At 62.4% G+C, this 26,038-nt stretch carries 23 protein-coding genes; 4 read left to right on the forward strand and 19 right to left on the reverse strand.

Annotated features, from left to right (window positions below; translation table 11 throughout):
• Positions 1-31 precede the first annotated feature (31 nt).
• The 13 genes from J9870_RS25855 to J9870_RS25915 form a co-directional block, all read right to left on the reverse strand.
• A complete protein-coding gene (locus J9870_RS25855) occupies positions 32-1,189 on the reverse strand; it encodes a glutathionylspermidine synthase family protein (protein WP_210641284.1) in 1,158 nt (385 codons plus the stop codon).
• Between the two features lie 12 nt (positions 1,190-1,201).
• Positions 1,202-1,906, reverse strand: a complete 705-nt coding sequence (locus J9870_RS25860) for a DUF1190 domain-containing protein (protein WP_210641286.1) — start codon at positions 1,904-1,906, stop codon at positions 1,202-1,204.
• Positions 1,907-1,925: 19 nt separating this feature from the next.
• The gene (locus J9870_RS25865) at positions 1,926-2,354 is read right to left on the reverse strand and encodes a DUF350 domain-containing protein (protein WP_210641288.1); all 429 of its coding nucleotides are present in this window, start codon (positions 2,352-2,354) and stop codon (positions 1,926-1,928) included.
• 15 nt (positions 2,355-2,369) lie between these two features.
• Entirely contained in the window at positions 2,370-3,026 is a 657-nt protein-coding gene (locus tag J9870_RS25870; RefSeq protein ID WP_210641290.1) for a DUF2491 family protein, read from the reverse strand.
• The gene (locus J9870_RS25875) at positions 3,013-4,047 is read right to left on the reverse strand and encodes an ion channel (RefSeq protein WP_210641292.1); all 1,035 of its coding nucleotides are present in this window, start codon (positions 4,045-4,047) and stop codon (positions 3,013-3,015) included. Before J9870_RS25875 ends, J9870_RS25870 begins: the two co-directional genes overlap by 14 nt.
• A gap of 262 nt (positions 4,048-4,309) precedes the next feature.
• Complete coding sequence (locus J9870_RS25880; RefSeq protein WP_003185899.1) at positions 4,310-5,008, reverse strand: PspA/IM30 family protein; 699 nt, start codon at positions 5,006-5,008, stop codon at positions 4,310-4,312.
• A gap of 22 nt (positions 5,009-5,030) precedes the next feature.
• Positions 5,031-5,612 carry a YjfI family protein gene (locus J9870_RS25885; RefSeq protein WP_092258175.1) on the reverse strand — a complete coding sequence of 194 codons (582 nt, stop codon included), beginning with the start codon at positions 5,610-5,612 and terminating at the stop codon, positions 5,031-5,033.
• A 359-nt stretch (positions 5,613-5,971) separates the two neighbouring features.
• On the reverse strand, positions 5,972-6,805 hold the full coding sequence (locus J9870_RS25890) for a DUF2135 domain-containing protein (RefSeq protein ID WP_210641294.1): 834 nt from the start codon (positions 6,803-6,805) through the stop codon (positions 5,972-5,974).
• Positions 6,806-6,808: 3 nt separating this feature from the next.
• On the reverse strand, positions 6,809-8,428 hold the full coding sequence (locus J9870_RS25895; protein WP_210641295.1) for a DUF2300 domain-containing protein: 1,620 nt from the start codon (positions 8,426-8,428) through the stop codon (positions 6,809-6,811).
• Between the two features lies 1 nt (position 8,429).
• Positions 8,430-12,998 (reverse strand): alpha-2-macroglobulin, encoded by a 4,569-nt coding sequence (locus J9870_RS25900; RefSeq protein ID WP_210645429.1) that lies wholly within the window; start codon positions 12,996-12,998, stop codon positions 8,430-8,432.
• Positions 12,995-13,642, reverse strand: a complete 648-nt coding sequence (locus tag J9870_RS25905; protein ID WP_210641297.1) for a DUF1175 family protein — start codon at positions 13,640-13,642, stop codon at positions 12,995-12,997. The genes J9870_RS25900 and J9870_RS25905 overlap by 4 nt, the downstream gene beginning before the upstream one ends.
• Positions 13,639-15,348, reverse strand: a complete 1,710-nt coding sequence (locus J9870_RS25910) for a DUF2138 domain-containing protein (RefSeq protein WP_210641299.1) — start codon at positions 15,346-15,348, stop codon at positions 13,639-13,641. Before J9870_RS25910 ends, J9870_RS25905 begins: the two co-directional genes overlap by 4 nt.
• A gap of 35 nt (positions 15,349-15,383) precedes the next feature.
• Positions 15,384-16,142, reverse strand: coding sequence for a DUF2135 domain-containing protein (locus J9870_RS25915; RefSeq protein WP_210645431.1), 759 nt, complete (start codon positions 16,140-16,142; stop codon positions 15,384-15,386).
• A gap of 414 nt (positions 16,143-16,556) precedes the next feature.
• Here J9870_RS25915 and J9870_RS25920 point away from each other — a divergent pair, with 414 nt between their 5' ends.
• From J9870_RS25920 to J9870_RS25935, 4 genes are all read left to right on the forward strand, one after another.
• Positions 16,557-16,799, forward strand: coding sequence for an exodeoxyribonuclease VII small subunit (locus tag J9870_RS25920; protein ID WP_047229733.1), 243 nt, complete (start codon positions 16,557-16,559; stop codon positions 16,797-16,799).
• On the forward strand, positions 16,796-17,683 hold the full coding sequence (locus J9870_RS25925) for a farnesyl diphosphate synthase (protein ID WP_210641301.1): 888 nt from the start codon (positions 16,796-16,798) through the stop codon (positions 17,681-17,683). The genes J9870_RS25920 and J9870_RS25925 overlap by 4 nt, the downstream gene beginning before the upstream one ends.
• A gap of 114 nt (positions 17,684-17,797) precedes the next feature.
• Positions 17,798-19,696 (forward strand): 1-deoxy-D-xylulose-5-phosphate synthase, encoded by a 1,899-nt coding sequence (gene dxs / locus J9870_RS25930; RefSeq protein WP_210641303.1) that lies wholly within the window; start codon positions 17,798-17,800, stop codon positions 19,694-19,696.
• Between the two features lie 148 nt (positions 19,697-19,844).
• Positions 19,845-21,725 carry a TonB-dependent receptor gene (locus J9870_RS25935; RefSeq protein WP_210641305.1) on the forward strand — a complete coding sequence of 627 codons (1,881 nt, stop codon included), beginning with the start codon at positions 19,845-19,847 and terminating at the stop codon, positions 21,723-21,725.
• 136 nt (positions 21,726-21,861) lie between these two features.
• On the opposite strand, the gene J9870_RS25940 is transcribed toward J9870_RS25935, so the two are convergent.
• The 6 genes from J9870_RS25940 to thiL form a co-directional block, all read right to left on the reverse strand.
• Positions 21,862-22,662, reverse strand: coding sequence for a cobalamin-binding protein (locus tag J9870_RS25940; RefSeq protein WP_210645433.1), 801 nt, complete (start codon positions 22,660-22,662; stop codon positions 21,862-21,864).
• Positions 22,659-23,078 carry an MFS transporter gene (locus J9870_RS25945; RefSeq protein WP_210641307.1) on the reverse strand — a complete coding sequence of 140 codons (420 nt, stop codon included), beginning with the start codon at positions 23,076-23,078 and terminating at the stop codon, positions 22,659-22,661. The genes J9870_RS25940 and J9870_RS25945 overlap by 4 nt, the downstream gene beginning before the upstream one ends.
• Entirely contained in the window at positions 23,075-23,692 is a 618-nt protein-coding gene (gene ribA, locus J9870_RS25950; protein WP_210641309.1) for a GTP cyclohydrolase II, read from the reverse strand. The genes J9870_RS25945 and ribA overlap by 4 nt, the downstream gene beginning before the upstream one ends.
• A 109-nt stretch (positions 23,693-23,801) precedes the next feature.
• Complete coding sequence (locus J9870_RS25955; RefSeq protein ID WP_210641311.1) at positions 23,802-24,560, reverse strand: transporter substrate-binding domain-containing protein; 759 nt, start codon at positions 24,558-24,560, stop codon at positions 23,802-23,804.
• Between the two features lie 11 nt (positions 24,561-24,571).
• Complete coding sequence (locus J9870_RS25960) at positions 24,572-25,075, reverse strand: phosphatidylglycerophosphatase A (protein WP_210641313.1); 504 nt, start codon at positions 25,073-25,075, stop codon at positions 24,572-24,574.
• Positions 25,072-26,037, reverse strand: coding sequence for a thiamine-phosphate kinase (thiL, locus tag J9870_RS25965; RefSeq protein ID WP_210641315.1), 966 nt, complete (start codon positions 26,035-26,037; stop codon positions 25,072-25,074). The genes J9870_RS25960 and thiL overlap by 4 nt, the downstream gene beginning before the upstream one ends.
• Position 26,038 lies beyond the last annotated feature (1 nt).

The raw sequence follows: 26,038 nt of genomic DNA on the forward strand, positions 1-26,038 counted from the left end.
CAGTGCTTAACCTACAGCTGTGTGCAGGCAATCAGTCAAGGATCAGATGCGGCAAGAACCGGCTCGAATCCTTGGTGATCAAGCTGTTGTCTTCACGCACGCCAATGCCCGCCGCCTGGTCGCCGATGACCCAGGAACCGATCAGCGTGTAGCTGTCGTCGAACTTCGGCAGCGGCGCGAATTCCTGGAGAATGAACGGCGCGTCGGTGTAGGGCCCGTCTTCTTTGACGATCAGGCCATCCGCGGTTTGCAGCTCGATGTTCGCGCCTTCCCGGGAAAAGAACGGCTTGCGCACCCAGCCCTTGGGCACGGCTTTGCTCGTGTCGGTATCCAAGTGGGCCGCGAGCAGGTTCGGGTGGCCTTTGTTGAATTCCCACAGCAGCGGCAGGATGCCTTTGTTGGAGATGATCGACTTCCAGGCCGGCTCGAAAAACTGCGTATCACACTGGGCAATCGCGGCGCCGAAGGGTTCGTGGAAGATGAATTCCCAGGCATGCAGCTTGAACAGATGCGGAATCCAGCGTTCTTCCAGATCGACGAAACGCCCATCACTGTTGAGGCCAATGTCCTCGATATCGATGTGCCGCGATTCGATGCCGACTTTCTCCGCGATCAGCCTCAAGTAATCCGTGGTGCCTTTGTCCTCCACCGAGCCTTTCATCGAAGCGAAGTAAAACGGTTCCTTGAGCTGCAACTGGGCAAAGGCCTGGTGCAGCTTGGTATCGATGCTGTTGAACTGGTCGGCATGCTTGGGTAGCAAACCGCGCTCGATGCATTGCTCCAGCCAACCCCACTGAAACGCCGCGGCTTCATAGAGGCTGGTCGGCGTGTCGTAGTTGAGTTCCAGCAGCTTGGCCGGGCCCGTGCCGTTGTAGGAGAAATCCATGCGTCCATACAGGTGCGGATGGCCTTCGAGCCATGAAGTGCGCACCAGGTCGAAGAACGGCGCGGGAATGCTCAGGCGCTCCAGCAGCTCTTCGCTCTGTACCACGCGAGCCACGAGGTCCATGCACATGTCATGGATCTCGGTGGTCGGGTCTTCAAGATCGTTTTCGATCTGCTTGAGCGTGAACTGGTAGTACGCGCGCTCGTCCCAATAGGGTTCGTTGTCGATGGTGTGGAACAGAAAGCCGAGACTTTCGGCCGTCTGTTTCCAGTCATGACGTTCGGCGCAATGGATCTTCTTCATGGCGCTGGTTCCTCAACCGCCGGAGCTGCTCGAACCGCCCCAACCGCTGCGGGCACTGGACTTGCTGCCGAAGCCACCGCGAGACGTGGAGGAAGCGACGGACATCGCTTTGCTGCTCTTGATGGAATCGGTGTAGCTGCCGTACCGCGCCTGATTGGACTTGGTGAAAGTCGAGCCGCTCGAAACCCGCTGGCTGAGCGTCGAGGAGCCGTAGTCGCCACGATCATCGCGGTAACGGTAAACCGGCTCGGAGTAATAGCTGTTGCGGTTGCCGCTCAGCATGTTGCCGATCAGCAGTCCGGTCAGCAGGTTGCTGAAGCCTGAACCACCACCGGTATTGGCTTCCGAGGCTGGCAATTGGGCCCTGGCGGCGTCCACCTGGGATTGCGTGACCTCACCATCGGCGCTCAACTCGAAACCACCGAGCTTGGGGATGAACTTGCCGGCCGAGTCCTGCTGGCACCAATCGGCGACAAAGTCGGCGTCGCAATCGGCCTGGTTGTCGTACACAGGGGCAATGCGGCGATGCTCAGCCATGGCGGTCATGTAGGCGTCGGCGCAAATGTCCACCGGCAACTTCTCATCGACACATTGCTGCACGGACTGGAAGTTGTACTTCTTCTGCAACTTATAGGTTTTTTCCGTCGGCCCGCAGCCGGATATCGCCATGGCGACCGACGCGGCCAGCGAGAGCTGAACGTACTTGCTTCGTTTCATCGGGATCTCCGTGGCGCAATCAGTTCTGGGCTGGCGTCATGCACGCGGCGTTCAACATGCCGACGCTGATGGCCACGGCGGCGATATAGATACCGGCGGCGATTTCACCGTTCTTGATACGCGCCGAAGCGCCCTTGAGCACCAGGCTGGTCACCAGAAACGCCAACAACTGGACGACAGCGGCGATCACCGCCCAGACGACGAAATCCAGCATGTTGATCGAGTAGGCAATCACGTTGCTGGCCGGGATGGCAAAACCGATGAGGGCGCCGCTCAGGGCGATGGCCGCCGCCACGTTGCCCGAGCGGATCAGTTCGAACTCTTTGTGCGGCGTGACATGGATGTAGATGAACTGGAACAGCGCGAACAGCACAGCGGCGCCGAGGATGTACAGGACGAAGCCGAACACGGCGGCTTTGTTCAGGGAAATGGAGAGCGCTTCAAGCATGGATTTCTTCCTTAGTTAAAGAGTGTTCAGGTCAGTGGTGTACAGCGAAATACCCAGCGAAGTGCTCAAGCTGACGGTGCCTTCGGCGTCTTCTTCGACGGAGAACAGCAGGAACTCCCGGCGATCCGTCAGGCCGGTGTCGCGGGCGTACAGCATCGAATGGTGCTCGACGCTGTAGGACTCTTGCGGATTGCTCACGCGCTCGCTCAACGCCACCAGTTCGGTCTGGCCCGCCTCGGTGCCCCATTCGCGGGTGTACTCGACGCCGTCGTGGGTGTAGGTCGGCAGGCCGATCAGGCTTTCGGGGCCGGCCAAACGGCGCAACTCCGCTTCACTGTTGAGGGTGACGTAGCTGAGGTAGTTGAACAGGATCACCGATTCGACCTGCCCGGCGACGTCGCCGCTGGTGTGCACTTGCAGCCAGTAGTCTTCGTCGTTCATGTAATAGCGCGACAACCAGCTCGACTGCCCGAGGTCGACGACGCCCATGCTCCAGATCTGTTGGGAACCGGGGATGACCACGGCGCTGTTGCCGTCGAGTAACAGCTTGAGCGTGGAGTCGAACATGACCCCTTTGCCGGATGCCAGGCCCAACGGCCCGGTGGTGGGCACGCTATTGCTGGCTGTCGTTTTCGGGGCCTCGAGCCCCATCAACTGTTTAAACCACCCCATGGGAAATTTCCTTCAGACGCGCGGAGGCGATGTAGAAGAGTTCTCCGCCCAGGACACGCGTGGCGCCGGGCGGGTTGATCGACGGTTGTCGGGCGCCCTTGGCGCGATAGCCAATGAGTGTAGCGTTGTGCTGTTCTTTCATCCGCGCGTAGAGATCGCCGAACGAGGCTTCAAAGGTCTCGGGCAGCTTCATCAGGTATTGAGTGGCGCCTTGACCCACGCAGAGCAGTTCATTGATGACCACTGACGAACCCGGGTCCTGGGAGGCACGCACCAACATTTCGATGGCCATGCTGGAGGTGCATTCCAGGCTGGGGGCGTAGGCGCTGGCGAGGGCGGCGATTTCGCTGTCATTGAAGTGGGCGACCACATGCCCGACCGGGCCCAATTGATTGACCGCCAGCACGGTGGCCAGGGTCAGGTCGTCGGAATGGGTTCGCACCAGCACGCGTTCGGCGCCAGGCACGCCGGCACGCTGCAACAGCGCGACGGAGGACAGGCTCTCACCCTTGATGAACGTGGTCTTGCCGGGCATGGGGTTTTCTTCAAGATCGCAATCGCAGATGACGATCAGGTTGTCATTGGAGGTTTCGTCCTGCAGCAGCAATTCGATGACCCGCTCGCTGGACGCACCCTCCCAGCCGATGAGAACCGTGTGGCCGACCTTGCCGGTGAAATCGCCTTTGCCCTTCATGCCTTTTCTCCATACATCGATGACGCTGCTGGTGGTTTTGCCGATGGCTGCCGTCAGCAGCGCAATGCCCCCGAGCATGACCCAGGTAGCCACAAAAATTCGGCCCGCTGCGGTCTGTGGCGCGAGATCGCCATAGCCGACGGTGAGCGTGGTGGTGAGATAGAAATAGGTAAACGTGGCGGCGGCGATGAGGTGTTGCTCGCCTAGCAGTACCAGGCCGATCCAGGCCGTGGCCAGGTGCACGCCCAACGCAATGGCCAGGCCCGCCCAGCCGAACCGATGGAAGAAGGACGAAGCGTACGAGCGCAACAAAAGGAAAATCGACATTTCGTCCCTGACTCCGTGGGGCTTGGTTCCTGGCGAGGTAATCGCGCTGATGCCTGAATGATCGAGTGCGGTTACCGGGCAGCATTAAACCTGCTGCGGGGCTTGGATAGAAGTGCTTGGGTGACAATAAATCCGGGATTTTTCGGGAAAACAGGACTAAGACACAAAACTTGAAGCCAAACACAAAACCTGTGGCGAGGGGATTCATCCCCTTGCCACAAGGTCTGTGCCTGGCTTGCCTTAATTGATCAGCGCGTACCGATCACTCAGCCGATTTTTTCTTCAGGCGTTCCAGGATCGCATTGGCGCTGCCTTCGTTCGGCGTGATGCCGGCGTCGCGCAGCTTGCGTTCCAGGTCGGAGCCGGTCGAAGCCTCGGCCAGTTCGTCCTGGGCTTGCAGTTCAGCGGCGCGTTGCTGCTGCTTGGCTTGCAGGCGGTTGAGCGTACCGACAGCGGTTTCCAGCTTGCCATTGGCGCCGCCGCTGGCGATCGAAGCACTGACCTGGGCCTTCTGCACGCTTTCGCGGGCCTTGGCCATGTCCACTTGCTGACGCAGGCTCTTGATGCGGCTTTCGGCCTTGGTGATGTCTTTGCGCATGTTGTCCGCATAACCGCCGAATTCCGTCGCGTGCTTTTGCTCGGCATCCAGTTCGTTGGTCAGGGTCGAAATGGCTTCGGCCACTTCCAGTGCCAGGTCTTCGCGATTGGCTTGGATAGCGGCCAGGGCCTTGGCTTCCAGGTCCTTGATCTTGGCGTTGTATTCGCCGACGCGATCAGTCGCCAGTTTATGCTTGGCCATGATGGTCACCAGCTCACGCTTGGCGTTGGCCAGCGCGCTGTCGGCGTCGCGAATTTCCTGGTCGAGGATGCGCAGGGCCTGCTGGTCGACGATCGATTCGCCGACTTCGTTGGCACCGCCACGCAGTGCGGTGAACAACTTGCTCCAGATGGACTGAGTCATTGGATGGTTCCTATACGGCGAATTAGATGAAGAAGCGTTCGAAGGCTTCGCTGGCGCGCTGGACGTTGTCGACGAGGGTTTTGACCTCGGTCACGACGTTGGTCAGGCTGGAGTCGGAACTCAACGCGCCGAACATGTTGTAGACCACCTGCCCGTTGGGCATGGTCTCGATGCCGATGGACGACAGCGGGAACATTTCCCGGCTGCGCAGCACGGCATCATTGAACGCCGCGACGTCGCTGATCGACTCGACGTCCACCAGAACGGTGTCGACGATGATCTGGTCGCCCACGACCGCGATGTAAATCGGCAAGCCACCGAAGTCGTTCATCTCCAGCTTGATGCTGGACTCGGAGCCTTGGACGAGGGAAAGGGTGATGTCGTTCGCGACCACTTCATCCAGGGCCTGGAGGGCGCTGTAGAGGCGATCGATGTTCCAGTTATTACCTGCGCTCATGTAATTCTCCGACATGAATGAGCCAGCCAGAATCGGTTGGCGTAGCTGTTTCTCCATCTGCTTGAGCAGGCTTCGGTTTTCGGGAAGCACCCAAGTTTCATGTTTCACATACCCGGCGGCACTCAGGCCGGCGCGCATCTGCTTCATGTAGAAGCTCGATGGTTTTTTCGCGGCGGGTTTGGAGCGCTCTCCCTTGCTGCTCATTGAATCGTCATCAGGCCCGCCTGGCGGATCCGATGGAGAGCTGGTTTGCATGGTACTGACCCCACTGTGAAAAACTCACGCGTGAGAAACACTACAGGTACTTTCTAAACCCCACAATAGCTCACGCGTGAGATTTTTCTTTGTCACAAACGCCGACGAAACCTGTGGGAGCGAGCTTGCTCGCGATAGCGGTACACCAGCTTGCAGAGATGCTGGATTTACCGACGCCATCGCGAGCAGGCTCGCTCCCACAGGAGATCTCCATAGGCTGCAGCACTCATCAGTAAAAGACATCCAGCGGATTACGGATAGCTGAAGCTTTTGACCAACGTCAGCTCCCCCACCGCCCGCATCGGCACCACGAAGGTTTCCATTTTCTCGCTCGGCGTGCCTTCTTCGGTGATCACGGTGACTTGTGCGGTGGTCAGGGCTTGTTGCGCCTGCGATACGGATTCGCCCTCTTCTTCGCTGTCTTCTTCACTGCGATAACCGCCGCCGTAGTAGTTCACGTACACCAGGTACTGGCCTTTGATCGGCGCGGGCATGGAGAAGATTTCCGGGCCGTAGCCGGTGGTGACGTCGACGTCGAGCGCTGCGCCGTTGGCGGCGACGCGGTCGCCGTACCAGATGTGGGCGCCGTCCGGGGTGACGAGGTGCAAGTCCAGGTCGGTGCCATCGCTGTCCCAGGTCAGCAGGACCCGTAGCTTGGCCGGGGTGGCGCCGCCGCTGGTGTTGAGAAATTGCGTGCGGTGGCGCTGCTGGCCGTCGGCGCTGCGCACTTCGACGCTGTTGCTGCCGTTGGGGAACGAAAACGGCCGGTCGAAGCGGCCCTCTTCATCGAGTTTCAGCGGCAGGCTCACACCGTTGACGATGAGTTGGCCCGGCGCGTTGCCGTCCTTGGGCGCGCTTTTGATCTGGCCGCTGATGCGGGCGGTGTCGGCCTGGCCTGGCGGCGTATTGACCGACGAGGCCGGGTAGTTGACGGTCTGGCTGTAGTTTTCGCCTTCGCCGCCCGGCGCACCGCTGCGCCAGCCGCCGACCGGGGTGTCGAGCTTGATGGGATCGGCGGCCATGGCCGGTGGCAACGCGGTCAGGGCGCAGAGCAACAGCAAGACCTGTGGATAACGGAGTGTCATGGTCTATTCCAGCAAGAGGTGACGGGCGAGCCCTTCGATATAGTTTTCGTCCTGGCCGTTGGGATGAGCTTCGAAGGCCAGGTGCAGATATTCATGAGTCAGGTCGAGGCGGTCTTGCAGCGACAGCACGCCGCGTACATAGATGCGCTGGCGTTCGCGGTCGACGTAAGGCCGGCCGAAGGCGACGCGGCAGACGGCGAAAGCGCTGATTTCGTTGTAGCCCACTTCGTTTTCCAGCCGCTCACGCCAGCCGCGCCGCTGTTTCAGCAGCCAGTCCTGGGCGGCCGGCAATGCTTCGCAGGACGCCACCGGATTGTCCCAGCGGCTGAGGCTGGCGCGCGGGTAGGCATGCAACAGGATGGCGTCGTAGCGTTGGCCGGCGTTGGCCTGCTCCACGGCTTGAGCCCAGGACAGTTTGTCCGGGCCGGGCTGATCGGAGTGGTAGGTGACATCGGTGCCGGCCAGGACCAGGTCGCTGGTCCAGGCGGCAATGGCACGGGTTTGCGGCGCAGCCGGGCGCGGGGCGACGCGCTGACGATGGCTGCTGTCGTCGATGCTCAGGCAGTCGCCGTTGCGTTGGGCGTTTTGCAGCAGGTAGGTGCGGGCCGCCACGGCCAAGGCCTTGGCGGCTTCGACCGGCTCAGCCTTGGCTTCGCGCTGCAAAACCCGGGCGACGTACTCTTCCCGGTCCAACCGCGCCACCAGCTTGCCGGGCATCAGGAACAGCTCGCCGTCGCTGTGGATATCCAGCTGGTTACCGTTGCTGAACTCGACGCGATAATCGCCGCGCAGCTGGCCCGGCGTCGCCGGGCGATCGCCGGCCATCACCCGCTGCCAGGGATAACGGGCAAACAGCCCCACTTCCACGCAACGCCCGGTTTCCGCCGGCCAGCGCGATGGTAAGGCTGCAGCCAAGCCGTCGCCGTAGACCTTCAAGACCTGCTGGCTGGTGCCGCGCCCACCGGCCCATACCGGCGTACCGTCGGCCAGCCAACCGGCAAAACCGCCCTGGCGTGACGAGGGGCCTTGATCCCCCAGCCAACTCCAGGTCTTGACCCGCAGACGACTGCCCAACTCGCCCACCAGACGCCCATCCGCCGCGTTGAGCACCACGTCCAGCAACACCCGACGGGCCTGATCCTGGGCTGGCAGCGTGGCCAGGGCCTTGAGCAGTTCCGCGACCGGCACCTGCGTCTGCGGTTGCAACGAAGGCAAATCCAACAGCCACGCCGGCGCCTGACGGGCCTGCCAGTAATCGCGCCAGTTCGAGGCCGAAAGCCCGAGCCGCTGCGGCTCGAAATACAAACCGCAGGACTTCACCAACGCCTGATCACGAGCGATGCTCTGCCCGGCGTTGCAGCAATAGACCTCTTCCTTCGATTCGCCGCGACACTCGTAAACCGGCTCGTGGGCATCGGTGTCCACCAGCCAGGCGTATACGAACAGTTTCCACAGGCTGCCCAGCGGCGCCTGCAAGGCATCAGGCAGTGGCTGGCGATCCAGCACCTGGGTCTGGCTCACTCGCAATAACTGACCATCGAAAGCCAGGCGCAACGGCTCGTCCTGCGCTGTTGCCAGCGCAGGGATCAAGCACAACAGCCAGCCAACCCACGGCCTGCGCATGTCAGTTGACCGTCACCTGACCGAGCGCCGGTTTCTGTTCCCGCGCCTGATGTTGCGGCGCGTAGACCTGAGTGAAGCGCACCGGCGGCAAGCTGAACTGGCCCTTCTGGGAGAAGCGCACCAAATGCCGCAGGCGCAGCTCGCCACTGAGGGCATCCACCGGCACCGCATAGGCCATCTGGCCTGGCTCGAAGCGGGCTTTTTCCAGGGAAGTCGGTTCGCTGTCGGCTTTGCCCTGCAGCTGGATGCCCCAGGTGGTGCGTTCCACATCGGCGCCCGGTGGCAGCGGCACTTCGAGCATGCCGTAGCGCAGCGGCGTCGGCGCCTTGCTGTTGATGATCACTTCATCCAGGTAGAGGCTGTCGCTGGACAACGGCTTGTTGCCCACGGCTTCGAGCTTGAAGGTGAACGCCTCGTCGCCCGGCACCAGGCGCGACAGGCGACGGGTGATGGACACCGCCATCGGCGCCACAGGCGGTTGCTGGCTCTGGAAGCTCAGCGCCGCTTGCAATGGACGCTCCTGGGCACCGGTGAGGGTCAGCTGGGTCGGCAACTGCGCGCCCTGCCACTGCCAGTAGGTTTCACCGCTGGCGCCTTGCTTGGCTTTCCAGCCTTCGCCTGGCGCCAGGGCCACGGCCGGCGCCGCCTGTTCGATGCTGCGTTGCAGCCAGGTCAAGGCCAGGGCCCGTTCCAGGGTGGACTGTTGCGGCAGCACGCGCTCCAGCAAGGCCGTGGCGCGAGCTTGGTCGAAGTTTTGCAACGACAACACCAGAGCCTCGACGAACGGCTGCGAGCTCAGTTCGAGTTGCTGTTGTGCGGCGTCCGCTTGACGACTGAAGGCCGCCGGCAGCGGCACCTTCGCCTGTTTGGCGAGGGACGCGGTCAGCACACGAGCGCTGGCCAAGCCAAGGGCTGAGTCCGGAGCGTTCATCACCAGGCTGTCTTCGCCGCTGTCCAGCACGCTCTCGGCGGTGTCTTCGCTGGCCTTGGCCAGGTCGTCCATCAGGCCGCTGAGCAAGGTGTTCACCGGCAGTTGCATCTGCTTGGCGAACGACAGGATCAACGCTCGTTGCAGCAGCGGTGTATTCCCGGCCTGCTTGGCGTAGACCTCCAGCACCCGCTGCCAGTGTTCCGGCGGCAGGCTCAGGTCCAGGGCCTTGCTGGCGTGCCAGTCGGCGTAATAAGCGTAGGCAGTGAGGAACGCATCCGGCTCGCCGTCCTGGCCCCACCAGGTGAAGCTCGCCGACGGCCCGGCCATCTGCACCAGGCGCAAGCGGCTGTTTTGCATGATCAGTCGCAAGCGGTCGCGGATCTGTGGGTTCGACGCCAGGGTCGGGTAGGCGATGCTCAACGGCAGCAGACGGCTGGCGGTCTGTTCGACGCCGCCGTAGGGGTAGCTCAACAGGTCATCCAGGGCCGAACGGAACAGCGCTTGCGGGCTGTCATCCAGGCGCAGGCGGATGTCGCTGGCGTCGGCCGGCAGGCTCAGCGGCGTATCGCCGCTGGCCACATCGAGGCGCTGGCTCTGGGTCACTTGCCAACCGTTACCGCTGGCGTTCAGGTGCACGGCCAGGGTGTCCTGGGTTTCGCCGTTCACTTGCAACTGGACGTTCAAGTCACCGTTGCTCAGGTCCATGGTCGGCAGCGGCACGTAGTTGATACCGTTTTTCAGCTCGGCCACGACCCGTTGTTCCGTGCCGGCGTAACGAATCAACAGCTCAGTCGTCAGCGGCTTTTCGGCCTGGCTGAAGGCGAACAGGCCCATCTGCGGTTTGTCGCCGGTACGGAAGCGGGTCGGGCCGCTCCACTTCAGGTACAGCGGTTTTTCCGAACCGATGAATTGCTTCTTCTGCCCCACCTGGCCGTCGTCGGAGATGGCCCGGGCGGTGATGCGCCAGCGAGTCAGGGAGTCAGGCATCTTGAAGGTGAAGCGCGCCTTGCCGCTGGCGTCGGTGACCAGCTCCGGTTGCCACGCGGCGGTATCGACGTCTTCGCGACGTGGCCGCTCCAGCACCTTGACCCCACGTTCGCTGCGATTGGCCTTGCCTGGCGCGCCGGGGCTGCCCGGCAGTGCCACGTCGTAGCTGATGAACGACAGGCTGGCGCTGGTGCGCACGTTATTGCGGCGCGGGTGGTAGAAGAACTGGTCGATGGTCGGCGCCACTTCCGGTTGCAGGGCGTAGACCATTTCGTCGACGACGCTGACGGTCAGGTGCGCGGGGATCGCCTTGCCCGCGAACTGGGTGCTCAGGTCCACGGTCACCGTGTCGCCCGGCCGGTAGGTGGCTTTATCGGTAACGACGGCAACGTCGATCTGCGGCGCAACCACCTTGATGCCGGCGTTCTGGAAGCTGTACTGGCCACCCTTGGTGTACAGCACCGAGAAGGTCATGTTCGGTGCGAAGGCATCCTTCACGGCAATGCGCGCGCGGTATTGGGTGTCGCTGAGTTTTTCCATCTTCAGCCAATCACCGCCCTTGGACAGCAGCGCCGTGGCCTCGACCTTGTCGCGCTCAAGCGACAGCAGCGCATCGCTGACCGGTTCCGGGAAAGTGATCAGCGCCAGGGCTTCGTCACCGGTCTTGTATTCGGTTTTATCGAGGACGATCTCGACGGTGCCCGGTACGGCCTTGATGCCTTCGCCGGTCACGGCATGGCCGGCGGCACCGATGACTCGGCCGTGGTCATCCTTGAGCGTCAGGTTGTAGGTGCCGGGGCGGTCGAAGGTCAGGCTGAAACCCTTGTCCTTGGCCGCAAGCTTGCCCTCGCCGGTGCTCTGGTCTTCCAGCCGTACCCAGCCATAACTGCCAGGGGTGACGGCCTTGGCCTGGTCGTTGCCGCCTTCGTTGGCGTAGCTGAACGAAACCTTCTGGCCGACGGCGCTGAAACGCTGAGGGGCGTTCAGGCGGAAATTCGCCGCACCACGGTCGATGAGGATTTCCTTGGTGGTCTTGACCCGATACGCCGCGCCATCGCTGGCAAACACCGTCAGCGTGTAGCGGCTCGGCTTGTCGGCGGCCGGCAGGTCGAGGGTGGCGTTGCCCTTGGCATCGGTGGTCACTTCGCTGCTGGTCAGCTCCACCGGGAATTGCCCCAGGTATTGCAGCTCGTTATCCACCATCGACAATTGCTGGGCGCGCAGGCTCAGGCTGACCTTGGCGTTGGCCACTGGCTTGCCGTCCGGGTACAGCAGCACGAGATTACCCTTGACCGGCTCGCCGGTGCGGTAATCCTGCTTGGCCAGGTTGAGCGCGATTTCGAAGTGCGGCTTGATGTATTCGGCCACGCGGAAGGCGCTGCTGTAGAGCTGGTCCTTGTAGCTGAAGCGCAGCTCATAGCCGCCGGCCACGGCGTTTTCCGGCAGTTGGAAACGGCCTTGGGTGCCGGCCTTGGAATCGAGTTTCAGGGCCAGGGTTTGCAGCGCGGTGCCAGTGGCATCCAGCACGCTGACATTGACGTCGGCGGCGCTCGGTTGCACCGAGTCACGGGCGTTCTTGAACTCGCGACCGACGATTTTCAGCGAGACCCAATCCCCCGGCCGGTACAGCGGCCGGTCGGTGAAGGCATAGAGCTTGGTGTCGTAGATTTCGCTGTCGTAGTAGAAGTTTTCCGAGACGAATACCCCGCCCTCCTCGTCTTCGCCGATGACGAACGAACGCTCCGGGCTGACGTGCTTGAGGCGCAGCAGACCGTCTTCATCGGTGGCACCGCTGCTCATCACGCCCAGGCCATCGGTCCACAGCACGTTGACCTTGGGCACCGAACGCCCTTCATGCTTGCGTGCGGCCCAGACCAGCAGCTCGTCACCGGCAATCTTGCTCACCGCCACGGTGTTGGAAACGAAGACCATGGTGGTTGCGCGGTATTTGCCGATCAGCGCTTCCACCAGGTACAGGCCCGGTTTCAACTGGCCCAGCGGCACATAGACGTTGCCCGGCGCGACGCTGACGAACTCACTGGACGAGCCGGCCAGGTTGACGCCCGCAGGCGGCTGGATCGGCTTGGCTTCCCACAGCGGATAACGGAACTGGCTGACCACCGGCAAGCCCGGGATCAAGGCGAATTGTGCCGGTGCGTCGTACGGGGTCGGCGCGACCAGGGCGTCTCCGATCTTCAGCTCTGGCACTTCTTCGGTCACTTGCTGGCGGGACTCGTAGGAGAATGCCCGCTGCATGACCCGACGGGACTTGCGGTACCAGTTGTCCCACAGGTACGCCAGGGTGTTCGACAGGCCTTCGCCCTTGAACTGGCCGTCGCTGACTACGCGGTGCAGGTTCTTCTGGCGCTTGAGGAAGTCCAGCGGCTTGTCGATGCGATAGACACGGATATCGGCGCCGCCGTAGGGCTCCATGCGGAACCGACGGTAGTCGCGACCCGGTGCTTCGAGGCGGACCATGGCCTGCTCGTCGCTGGCAAAGCTGCTGTCGGCCAGCAGGAAGAAGCTTTCCCCGGACACCGGCGTGTAGCCGCTGGGCTCCACGGTGTCTTCAGCGTTCACGAGGGGTGCCAGCAACAAGGCAAACAGCAGGGGCAATTTTGAACACAAGCGCAGCATGCGGGCACCGGTCATTGGGAGAGAAAGTTGAGTCGATAGACGCCGATGAAGTTGGGGTTGGCTGCGTCGGGTATCCATCGGGTGTCCTTCCAGTTCATGAGTTGTTGCAGGCTTGCGGAGCGCATGCCGTTGTCAGTAGGGGTTGTGGTGCCGGTGTGATAGGCGATGTAGCGGCCCATCCAGATCATCAGGTGCTGGTCGTCGCCCTGATCGAAGAACATCAGGTCACCGGGACGTGCCTGGGCCACATCGCGGCCCACCAGATGACTGTTGAACTGAATCAGCTTGATGGCGTTGACGTAGGGCCCGACCTTGCCGCCGCCCTGCTGCCATTGTTGGGCGAGGCGCCGTTGCGCATCGCTGAGCGGCAATTCCGGTGGCAGGTAGCGATTGGACAGGCCATTGCTGCGCAACCATTTGTCATCGTGGACCTTGAGCGCTTCATTGGCGGCAAAGCGCACCAGCCCGGCACAGTCCTGCTGATACCAGCGCGGACTCGGGCCTCTGCTCAGTTGTTCCTGGGCGATGCGCACGAACCAGGCGCGAAAGACCTGGGATTGCTGCACATCCAACGACGGCGAGTCGACGGCAAACGCAGGCCCGCCCAGCAGCAACGCCAGGATCAACGCCAAGCCGGGGCTGCGGATCAGTCCTGTCACAGCGCTTTCCATTCCAGCGGCAGCCACTGCCAGTGACCGTCCGGCTCGCTGCCCGCTGGCAACGTCAGGGCGTACTTGCCGTAGCCGCCGAGGGTGCGCAGTTTCGGAATCAGGTAGGTCTGCGCGGCGTTATAGAACACCGGTTCCATGTCCTGGGGCAGGCTGTCGAGGGTCTCGCGCTGCATCAGTTGCGCCATGGCGTCCGGGCCGAAGTAGATCGGCATCAGCAAATCCTTGGGCACCACATCGGCCATGGGCGGGAAGCGTTTGTCGAGGGTGCCGAGGGCCTTGTCCACCAGTTTGTCGTCGAGGGAAAACAGCAGGGTCGAACCATGCCGTGCCAGGCTGACGCGCATGAACGCCTTGCCGGTAATCGCATCGGGCTGCTCTGCGTCCTTGGCCAGGTAGGGGCCGAAATTGGAGCTGACCTGACGCTGCCACTGGTGCGTCGAGCCTTCTTGCTTCTCCACCACCGGGAAGGCATGTTCGGCGACGTTGTTTTCATAGGCACCCACCATCGAGCCGAACAGCTTGCCCATGTCGGCGTCGAGCTTGCCGTCGTCTTCGTTCAGGCTCGCCACCAGCAGCGGCGTGTACAGCCGCGAATCGGCGTACCAGCACAGGCCCGCAGAGCCAGCCATATGCTCGACCATGGCCTGGGCGGCCTTTTCCTCGGCGCCGAGTTTTACCAGCAGTGGCTTCTGTTGTTCAGCGGCCAGGGGCAAGGCCACGCAGGCGCTGGCGCCCATGGGCATGGCCTGCCAGATCGGCTTGAAGTCGAAGTCCGGCTGGTTTTCCAGTTCGTCCATGGCCAGGAAACTGTGCCAGCCCTTGTCGTCCATGTCGAAACGCAAGCCAGCGAAGTTCGGGATGAAGCGCTGGTAGCCCATGGCGAGCACGCTGGCGTTGACCGAGATGCGCTGCTTGACCTGCGGCGCCTTGGCCGGCAGGCCGAAAGCCTCGGGGAACAGTTTGTCGCCGTTGAGCAAGGCGGCCAGGGCGGTGGTCGAAACGCTGCCCGGCTCAACCGTTGCGCCGCTGGCCGGGTCATAGAGTTTGCTCGGGTTGGACAACACGACCAGCTTGTCGCCATGGGAGGCGAAGAGCAGGGACTTGCTGGCGTTGTAGCTGAGTTGGTAAAGCGCGACGTCATCGCCAGTGACTTTCAGGTCGCTGAGCTTGCTCAACTGCGTATCGTCCAAGGCGACCTTGGCCAACGGTTCCAGCACCTTGGCCAGCCCGCCGCGATCCATCACCAACAGGAAATCCTTGAGGCGGCCGTCGGCACCGCGCCACAGCGCCACATCGGCGGGCTGGTCGAAGAGTTCCTCGATCAGGCTGTCCTGCAGCTTGAGGTCATGCTCGTAGATGATCCGGCGCAGGCTACCGATCAGCCCGAGGCGGTCGGCGTGGGCCTCGTAATAGAAGACGAAATCCTCGGTGAGCGTGGCCTTGAGGAACGGCACCGCCAACAGATCCTTGGGCAACTGGCTCAGGGAATGGGTCTCGAGCAAGCCGTCGGGGCGGCTCAGGCCAAGTTTTTCCAACGCCAGCTCCATGGGCGGCGCCTTGGGCTTGGTCATGAACCAGCCCAGCCCGGCGGCGACACCGACCACCAGGCACAGCCCGATCAGCAGCGCCGGCCAACGGCGTACAGGTTTGGCGACAGGTGTCGGCGTGGTCGGGGAAGCAGTGTTGTCGCTCATATTCACAAGGGCCTGTTCATCCGTGGAGCGGATACTTAGTAGTTGAAAGTCTTGACCAGCAACAGATCGCCAATGGCGCGCAGGGGCACGACAAAGGTCTCGCGTTTTTCATTGACGGTGTTTTCGTTGAGCACCAGGTTGATCTGCGAGGTGATCACCTCGTTCTCGTTACTGGCCTCATCAAAGTTGTAGCCACCACTGCCGTAGTTGCCCCAATAGTTCACGTAGACCAGGTAGGTGCCGTGCATTGGCGCAGTCATGGTGAACATTTCCGGGCCAGGGCCATCGACGCCATCGGGGTCGAGGCCACCGCCGTTGGTCAACGCCGGCTGGCCGAAGAACGCATGTTGGCCGTCGGGTGTGACGATATGCAGATCGAGTTCGGCCTTCGGATCGTCCCAGCCGAGCACCACGCGGATCTGCGCCGGAGTGCGCAGGTTGTTGGCTTCATAGAATTGCACGCGCTTGAGGGACTGGCCTTCGGAGCTGCGCACCTCGACACTGTTGGAGCCGGCGCCGAACGCATACGGCCGGGCGAAACGCCCCTCGTCGTCGGTATAGAGATTCAGTGGATTGCCGTTGACCGCCAGGCTGTGGGGCTGACGGGCCGTGCCCATGGCCTTGAGCCGACCCTCGATCATCGTGCGATTGCGCTGCACGCCCCGGTCGATGGGCGGCGTGGGATAGGCGACCTGCGGGTTTTCAGTGCGATCGAGCAAGCCGCTGTAGCGCCAGCCGCCCACCGGCCCCGACATCTCAGCCGAAGGCTGTGCCCACGCCAGCGGCGCGCCCATCAGCACGATCAACAACGAAAGAAAACGCACGTATGCCTCCTGCCATGCATGACGCAACCCGGCGCCAATCCTCAGCGCTGCTTGTCATTATTCGGGTTTCGCCTGAAAGCCCCGTCGTTAGGGGCCATAGATGGCGCGAAGATTAGCGATTCGGCAGATTATTCACAATCGGGGAACGCGCGATTCTGTGTGGGAAATCACGTACTGAGGGTTGCGTGAGCCAAATAGAAGATTTATTCGGCTCACAAAATGAGCCGAATATGAAAAACGATCCCAATTGCCCCCGCTCCCTCGCTACAAAAGCGGGCAGGTCCAAGCCCACCGTCGCGCTTCGGTTTGCCCCACCCTGATTTGCCCCAAAACCCCATGTCTGCTAGTGTCGCGCCGGTTTAACAGTCAACCGGAATAGCCGCCATGGCCCGCAAAAAAGCTGCACTGGATTTCGAACAATCTCTGGCCGACCTGCAAACGCTGGTCGAGCGCCTGGAGAACGGCGAATTGTCGCTGGAAGACTCGCTGACCGCCTTCGAGCAAGGGATCGGCTTGACTCGCGACTGCCAGGCGGCCCTGGCCCAGGCCGAGCAGAAGGTGCAGTTGCTGCTCGAGCGCGACGGTGAGCTGACCGAAGAGCCTTTCGACGCGGACCAGCCTGAATGATCGGCGCTTATCAGGCCAGCAGCCAGGCTCGGGTCAATGCTGCACTGGATAGTTTGTTCAGCGCTCCAAGCCCGGAACTGGCGCGCCTGTACGAAGCCATGCGCTACAGCGTGATGAACGGCGGCAAGCGCGTGCGTCCATTGATGGCCTATGCCGCGTGCGAAGCCCTGGGCGGCCAGGCCGAACAGGCCAATGGCGCGGCCTGCGCGGTGGAGCTGATTCACGCTTATTCGCTGGTTCACGACGACTTGCCGGCCATGGACGACGATGACCTGCGTCGCGGCCAGCCAACCACCCACAAGCAATTCGACGAAGCCTGCGCGATCCTGGCCGGCGACGGTTTGCAGAGCCTGGCCTTCAGCGCCCTGCTGGACCCGGCCCTGAGCGATTGCCCGGCACAGATTCGCCTGGAGATGGTCAGCGCCCTGGCACTGGCGGCCGGCCCCGCCGGAATGGTCGGTGGCCAGGCCATCGACCTCGGCTCGGTGGGTTTGAAGCTGGACCAGAGCGCTCTGGAATACATGCATCGACACAAGACCGGTGCCTTGATCGAGGCCAGCGTCAAACTCGGCGCCCTCGCCAGCGGCCGGGCGACCCCCGCACAGCTACAAGCCTTGCAAACCTATGCCCTGGCCATTGGCCTGGCATTCCAGGTGCAGGACGACATCCTCGACGTCGAAAGCGATACCCAGACCCTGGGCAAACGCCAAGGTGCCGACATCGCCCGGGATAAACCGACCTACCCGGCCCTGCTCGGCCTCGCTGCTGCCAAGGCCTATGCCCTGGAGTTGCGCGACCAGGCCCTGGCCGCGCTGCGACCCTTTGACGCGGCGGCCGAACCGTTGCGCGACTTGGCGCGATATATCGTCGAACGCCGCAGTTGATATGGGGTCAATCCCTTTAGACTGCGTATCGGCCAAGTTCCGGCCAACGCGTGGGCAGCTTGCGATGCATAAGGTAAACTGCCGCCTCTTTCTATACCTATAACGATTCGCCTGATGCCCACGACGTTTCAAGAGATTCCCCGCAAGCGCCCGACCACGCCCCTGCTGGACCGCGCCAACACGCCGGACGGCCTGCGTCGCCTGGGTGAAGCCGAGCTGGAAACCCTGGCCGATGAGTTGCGCCTGGAACTGCTCTACACGGTCGGCCAGACCGGTGGGCATTTCGGTGCCGGCCTGGGCGTCATCGAGCTGACGATCGCGCTGCATTACGTGTTCGATACTCCGGACGACCGCTTGGTGTGGGACGTCGGGCACCAGGCCTATCCGCACAAGATCCTCACCGGTCGTCGTGAGCGCATGAGTACCTTGCGCCAGAAGGACGGCATCGCCGCCTTCCCACGCCGTTCCGAGAGCGAGTACGACACCTTTGGCGTCGGCCACTCCAGCACGTCCATCAGCGCCGCCCTGGGCATGGCGATTGCCGCCCGCCTGCAAAACAGCGAGCGCAAGGCCATTGCGGTGATTGGCGACGGCGCATTGACGGCGGGCATGGCCTTCGAAGCGCTGAACCACGCGCCGGAAGTCAACGCCAACATGCTGGTGATCCTCAACGACAACGACATGTCGATCTCGCGCAACGTCGGCGGCCTGTCCAACTACCTGGCGAAGATCCTCTCCAGCCGCACTTACGCCAGCATGCGCGAAGGCAGCAAGAAAGTACTGTCGCGCCTGCCCGGCGCCTGGGAAATCGCCCGCCGCACCGAAGAATACGCCAAGGGCATGCTGGTACCCGGCACGCTGTTCGAAGAGTTGGGCTGGAACTACATCGGCCCCATCGACGGCCATGACCTGCCCACGTTGATCGCCACCCTGCGCAACATGCGCGACCTCAAGGGCCCGCAGTTCCTGCACGTGGTCACCAAGAAAGGCAAAGGCTTCGCCCCGGCGGAAGTCGACCCGATCGGCTACCACGCCATCACCAAGCTCGAACCCCTCGACGCCCCGGCGGCCGCGCCGAAAAAGGCTGGCGGACCGAAGTATTCCGGCGTGTTCGGTCAATGGCTGTGCGACATGGCTGCCGCTGACCCACGCTTGGTGGGCATTACCCCAGCGATGAAAGAAGGTTCGGACCTGGTGGCCTTCAGCGAACGCTACCCACAGCGCTATTTCGACGTGGCGATTGCCGAGCAGCACGCCGTGACCCTCGCCGCCGGCATGGCCTGCGAAGGCGCAAAACCGGTGGTGGCGATCTATTCGACGTTCCTGCAACGCGCCTATGACCAGTTGATCCATGACGTCGCGGTGCAGAACCTCGATGTGCTGTTCGCCATCGACCGCGCCGGCCTGGTGGGCGAAGACGGCCCGACCCATGCTGGCAGCTTCGACCTGTCGTTCCTGCGTTGCATCCCCGGCATGCTGGTGATGACCCCGAGCGATGAAAACGAGCTGCGCAAGATGCTCACCACCGGTCACCTGTTCAATGGCCCGGCGGCAGTGCGCTACCCTCGTGGCACCGGCCCGAACGCAACGATCGAAGCCGACCTGGAGCCGATCGAGATCGGCAAGGGCGTGATCCGCCGCCAAGGCAAGCAAACCGCGCTGCTGGTGTTTGGCGTGCAACTGGCCGAAGCCCTGAAAGTCGCACAAACCCTGGACGCCACCGTGGTGGACATGCGTTTCGTCAAACCCTTGGACGAAGCCCTGGTGCGCGAGATGGCCGGCAGCCACGAGCTGCTGGTGACCCTCGAGGAAAACGCCATCATGGGTGGCGCCGGCGCGGCGGTCAGCGAATTCCTGGCCAGGGAGAACATCCTCAAGTCGGTGCTGCACCTGGGCTTGCCGGACAGCTATGTCGAACATGCCAAGCCGGCACAGATGCTGGCTGAGTGTGGGTTGGATGAGGCTGGAATCGAAGCGTCGGTGCGTCAGCGGTTGCAACTGCTGGGCCTGTAATTTTCAGACCACACATATCCCCTGTGGGAGCGAGCCTGCTCGCGATAGCAGTAGACCAGTCGGCATCTGTATTGCCTGACACACTGCTATCGCGAGCAGGCTCGCTCCCACATTGGTTTTGTGCGGACCAAGTAGTCACGGAACACCCATGAAACTGCGCCTCGCCCTCACCCTTTCCCTGCTCCCCACCCCCGACCTGCTCGCCGACACCTTCGAACGCGACCAAGCCCTGCAACTGCCGGACGTGGTCATCAGTGCCAACCGCCAGGTCGAGGCCCGCAATGACAGCAGCGCCGCCAACACCGTATTCACCCGCGACGACATCGAGCGCCTGCAACCAGCCAGCGTCACCGACCTGCTCAGCCGCGTGCCGGGGGTGCAGGTGGCGGCGCAGGGCGGGCGCGGCAGCTTGCCGGGAATTTACATTCGCGGCACCAAATCAGCCCAGAGCCTGGTGCTGGTGGACGGCCAACGCATCGGCAACTCAACCTCCGGCGACAGCAACCTGCAACGCCTGAACATCAACCAGATCGAACGGGTGGAAGTGCTACGCGGTTCGCGTTCGGTGATCTACGGTGCCGATGCGGTAGGCGGGGTGATCCAGATTTTCACCCGTCGCGGTAACCAACCAGGCCTGCAACCGCGCCTGCACCTGGGCTTCGGCAGCCACCAGACCTGGGAGCGCAGCCTGGGCCTGTCCGGTGGCGATGAGCAGACACGCTTCAATCTAGGGGCCAGCCTGGACGACAGCGCCGGGACCAATCGGACCCATGAGTCCTACGCCAGCGATCGCGACGACGACGCCAACCGCAACCAGTCTTTGAGCCTGAGCCTGAGCCACATCATCAACGATGACCTGGAAATCGGTCTGAACCTGCTGGATAACCGCGGCAAAAGCGAATACGACAACCCGTTCGGCCGCTTCGACCCGAACACGTTCGAATCACTGCCCCAGCAGCCCTACAGCGATTTTGCCGTGAGCAGTTTCAGCAGTTATGTGGACGGTCGGCTCAACGACGCCTGGAAATCGCGCCTGGAACTGGGGCACAGCGAAAACCGCGAGAAAACCTTCGACAAGCTCAGCGAAGTCCGAGAAGTGTTCAACACCTACCGCGACTCACTGACCTGGCAGAACGATGTGAAGCTGGACGAGCGCAACAGCCTGATCGTCGGCGGCGATTGGCATGAAGATCGAATCAACAGCAGCACGCCGTTCGACGAAGACAGTCGCTGGAACCGTGCAGCGTTTATCCAGCACCGCTTCCAGGCCGAAACGTTCTCCACCGAACTGGGCCTGCGCCGCGACCAGAACCAGCAATTCGGTGGCCAGAACAGTTGGAGCGGCACCCTCACCCTGCCGGTAAACCCGGACAACAACCTGCTGCTGACTTACAGCGAGAGCTTTCGCGCGCCGACCTTCAACGACCTGTACTACCCGGACTTCAGCAACCCGGACCTTGCACCCGAGACGGCCAAAAGCTACGAACTGCAATGGCGCAGCCAACTGAGCGATGACGCTCGCCTGGAAGCCTCGCTGTACCGCACGGACCTGGAAGACGCGATCATCTTTGGCAGTAACTCACGCCCGCAGAACGTCGCTTCGGCGCGGATCAACGGGTTTGAGATGGCCCTGATGCAGGAACTGTTCGGCTGGCAGAGCAACCTGGGCCTGGCCATCATCGACCCGCGTGACCGCGACAGCGGCCACACCCTGGCCCGTCGCGCCCGGCGGACCTTGAGCCTGGACCTGGACCGGCAATTCGACCGCCTGGGCCTGGGCGCCACGTGGCAAGCGGTGAGCGGCAGCTACGACGACGAAAACAACCGTAACGCCCTGGGCGGCTACGCCCTGCTCGGGCTGCGCAGCAGTTGGGTGATGAGTCGGGAGGTGAAGCTGGAAATGAAGGTGGATAACCTGCTGGACAAGGGTTACAGCCGGGCGCTGTATAGCCATGACGGAGCGCAATACGGCTATCGTGAAGAAGGTCGGACCTGGTTGTTTGGGGTGACTTGGACGCCCTCCCTCTGATCAGGGACTTGCGCGCCTGGGCTGGCCTCATCGCGAGCAAGCTCGCTCCCACAGGGGATTTTTGGTGAATTCAGATGCTGTATCCGCCGTAGATCAACTGTGAGAGCGAGTTCGCTCGCGATGAGGGCACCGCGCTCTACCTGTCCGGCGCAATCAACCCACACAACCGGGCCGTCGCCTCGATCATCTGCCCACTGGGCCGTTCCAGCCCCTTGTCACGCACTAACAGCAACCGCCCCTGCGCCACTGCTGCCAGCTGCGGCCAGGTTTTCCAGGCGTCGAGCTGGGCTTGCTCCGTGGCCAGGATGATCTGCGGATTGCGTTGCAACACCGACTCCACGCTCACCTGCGGCGCCGGCACGCTCAGGTCGGCGAAGACGTTCCGCGCCCCGCACACCGCCAGCGCGTCACTGATGATCTGCCCGCCACCGACGGTGTACAACGGCCGGTCCCAGACCTGATAGAACACCGGCAACGGTGTATCGCGCCGGTAACGCTGGCGCAGCGCCTCAAGACGCACGCGCAACTGTGCCGCTCGCTGCACGCCCCGCTCCGGGCGAGCGAGTTGTGCGGCGATGTCTTCTATTTGGCTGATAAGTGAGTCGAGGCCACGGGGCTCGGCAACGTAGACCGGAATGTTCAAGCCCTTGAGCTGCTCACGCTGGGCCGGCCCCACGCTACCGGGCCAAAGCAGCAACAGGTCGGGCTTGAGGCTGAGCAAGCGCTCCATGTCCAGCTGCCCGTAACGGCCCACCGAGGGCAGGTCGTCGAGCCCCGCCGGACGATCACCGGCGTCCAGCACGCCCACCAACAGGTCGGCAGAGTCCAGTTCAACGACAATTTCAGTGAGTGACGGCGCAAGGCTGACGATGCGGTTGGCCGCCACCGTCGAGGCACTGGCGGCCAGCAGCAGGACTGCCAGCCAGCGGCTCATCAGCCGAGCTGACGCGGGATGCGATACAGGTAGAACAGTACCGCGGAGGACAAGGCCAGCAACATCAGCGGCACCGCTTCCAGGCCCACGAACACCGCGAGAGCACCGATCCAGGCCGGCAGCCCCGCAACGAGGAAGGCTGCACGACGACGGGCCGCCAGGGTAATCCAGGCCTGGGGCTCTTCCGGTGTGTCGAGGGCTTTCTGGGTCGCAACCAAGGCGTGTTTATAAGGCCCGAAGAATCGCAGGCTGACAAACATCGACGCCACGCCGGCAATAAACAGCGGCATCGCCAGCACCGGCAGAATCGCTTCGCCCTCGCCAAACACCAGGTTGATCACGAACAGCGGCACCAGGGCCAGGGCCAGGTATTTCCACCAACTGACGGCCAGTCGCCGCCGAACCTGGCCACGCGTCACGCCCGGTCGACCTCGTTCTGATGCTCGTTGCCCATCATGTGGTCGAGCTTGCTGGCCTTGGTCGCCAGATAGAGTTTGTTATGCGGATTATGGCCGGTGTGCAATGGCACACGCTCGGCGACCACGATGCCCATGTCGGTCAGCGCCTTGACCTTGCGTGGGTTATTGGTCATCAGCCGCAGGGACTTGATGCCCAGGTGCTCGAGCATCGGCAAGCAAATGCTGTAGTCACGCAAATCGGCGGCAAAGCCGAGGCGTTCGTTGGCTTCCACGGTATCGGCGCCACCGTCTTGCAGTTCATAGGCGCGGATCTTGTTCAACAGGCCAATGCCGCGACCTTCCTGGCGCAGGTACAGCAGCACGCCACGGCCTTCACGGGCAATGGCCTGCAACGCGGCTTCGAGTTGCGAACCGCAATCGCAGCGCTGGCTGAACAGGGCATCGCCCGTCAGGCATTCGGAGTGCAGGCGACCGAGTACCGGGCTACCGTCGGCGAAATCACCCAGGCTCAGCACGACGTGCTCGCGGCCGGTGGCTTCATCGAGAAAACCATGCATGGTGAATTGCGCAAAGGGCGTTGGCAGCTTGGAAGCGGCAACAAAAACGACAGGCACCGGTGTGCTCCTGATCTAGTACTGGAGTTTCGCAGAGGCGGGCATTGTAACAGCACGTCCCGACAGACGCTTAGGCTGAATTGTCGGCCATAACCATCGAAAAGTTTGATTACGGCTTCGGCGGCTTGCCATTCTCGTCGAAAGGATAGGGTTGCTTCCAGCGTTCGAAAATCGGCTTGAGCTGGCCAGTTCTCACCAGCACCTCCATGCGCTGGTCAAACAGCTCACGCAAGGCCCGTCCGTTTTCGGTGTTGGCAAAGCCCAGGTACAGCGGCAAATTGATCAGCGGCGAGAGCTTGAACTGCTGAGGATTATCGGCTTTGGCGAGCACATCCTGGATTTCCATCAACGCATCGATGTAAAAATCGGCGCGATCATGGACCAGCATCGACAAAATACCCACCGAGCGGTGGATTTCATTGAAACGCCGGATGTTGGGCAGATAGTTGTTGTATTCGTACCCTCGCATCCATACCAGCCGATAGTTGCCGACCGTCGCCAGCGTCGGTGCCGGCTTGGAGGCCAGCCCAAGGGCATAGATGTGGTCGACGTCGTAGTGCCACTTAGGGTAAAGCACACCTTCGGACTCATCACGATAGGCGCCGACCTGCACATCGACCTCGCCGCGCTGCACCAACCCGGTCGAGCGGGTGTAGGGCACGCTGCGAATCTCCAGCTTGACGCCCGCAGGCTCGAACACCTCGCGCAAGATGTCCCAGCCCATGCCCCGGCCATCGGCCTGGGTGTAATCGGCCCATTCCTCGCTGGCCGCACGAACCTTGCCGGGCAGCGCCGTCGGCCCTGCCGCCCAGGCACTGAGGCAGCTCCCCAAGCACAGCAAAAGCAACAGTGTGCGGCTTACGCCCATTCCTGGTTCCCTCAGGTAAAACACCACACCAACCCCTGCATTGCCAGCCAGGCAAAGACCCCGGCCAGTACATCGTCAAGCATGATGCCAACGCCTCCATGCACATGCCGGTCTATCCAACGAATCGGCCATGGCTTGAGAATGTCGAAGAAGCGAAACACCAGAAAACCCGCCAATAGCCAGTACCAGCCTTCCGGCACCAGCCACAGGGTGATCCACATGCCGACCATTTCGTCCCAGACGATGCCTTCATGATCGTGCACCCGCAGGTCATCCGCCACCTTGCCGCACAACCAGAAGCCAAACAGCATGGTGACGCCCAGCATCAGCCAATAGCCCCAGTCCGGCAACATCTGCCACAACGGTATAAAGGGTAGCGCAACCAGCGAGCCCCAAGTGCCCGGCGCTTTAGGCAATGTACCCGAACCGAAGCCGAATGCCAGGAAATGCCAGGGATTGCGCCAGACCGAGGGCGGAACGAACTCCGCCGGGACCTGGTTGGGATGATCTGTCACGGTGTCTCCCGAAAATGTTGATAGCCCCGAATTTGCGGGGTGATGTCGCGCCCGTCTTGATCGAGCAACTTGACCCCTTGCCCGGCCATGACGCGGCCGATCACATGGATTGGCCAGCCTGCGGCCTGCAACACCGACAATCGGACCGGTGGCAAGGTGAAGAGCAGCACGTAATCGTCACCGCCACTCAGGGCGGCGTGTGCTGCTCCCGGTTGGCCGAGAAACGTGACTAAAGCTTTGGACAACGGCAATCGGTCCCGTTCAACCTGTAATGCCACGCCAGACGCCAGGGCAATATGCTCGCAATCGGCCAGCAGACCATCGGAAATATCCATCGCCGCACTGGCCTTGCCGCGCAGGGCCAAGCCCAGGTCAATCTGCGGTCGTGGCGACCAATAATGCGCCAGCAGCGGCTCGGCGACGACAGGCTCGGCTTCACGTTGGCCAAGCACCAGCGGCAATGCGCCAGCGGCATTGCCCAACTCGCCGCCGACACACAGCCAATCACCAGGCTGCGCGCCACTTCGGGTCAAGGCCTGGCCGGACGGTACGCGCCCGAACACGGTCATGGTCAGGCTCAACGGCCCGCGGGTGGTGTCTCCGCCCACCAGGGCCACGCCACAGGCCTGGGCCATGAGGTTGAGCCCTCGGGCATAGGCTTGCAGCCAATCGGCAGTCACCGCCGGCAAGGTCAAGGCAAGGGTAAAGGCCAAAGGCGTGGCGCCCATGGCTGCCAGGTCACTGACCGCCACGGCCAGCGAGCGCTGGCCGAGCAGGAACGGGTCGCATGGATCTGGAAAATGTACACCGGCCACGAGCGTGTCGGTGGATACTGCCAGTTGTTCCCCGGGAGGAACGGCCAGCAAGGCGCAATCGTCGCCGATCCCCAACGCAACGCCTTCGCCGCCTTGGGCGCAAGGCGCAGCGGCGAAGTAATGACGGATCAGCTCAAACTCACCCATG

This window comes from Pseudomonas sp. Tri1 (genome assembly GCF_017968885.1).
Lineage (GTDB): Bacteria > Pseudomonadota > Gammaproteobacteria > Pseudomonadales > Pseudomonadaceae > Aquipseudomonas.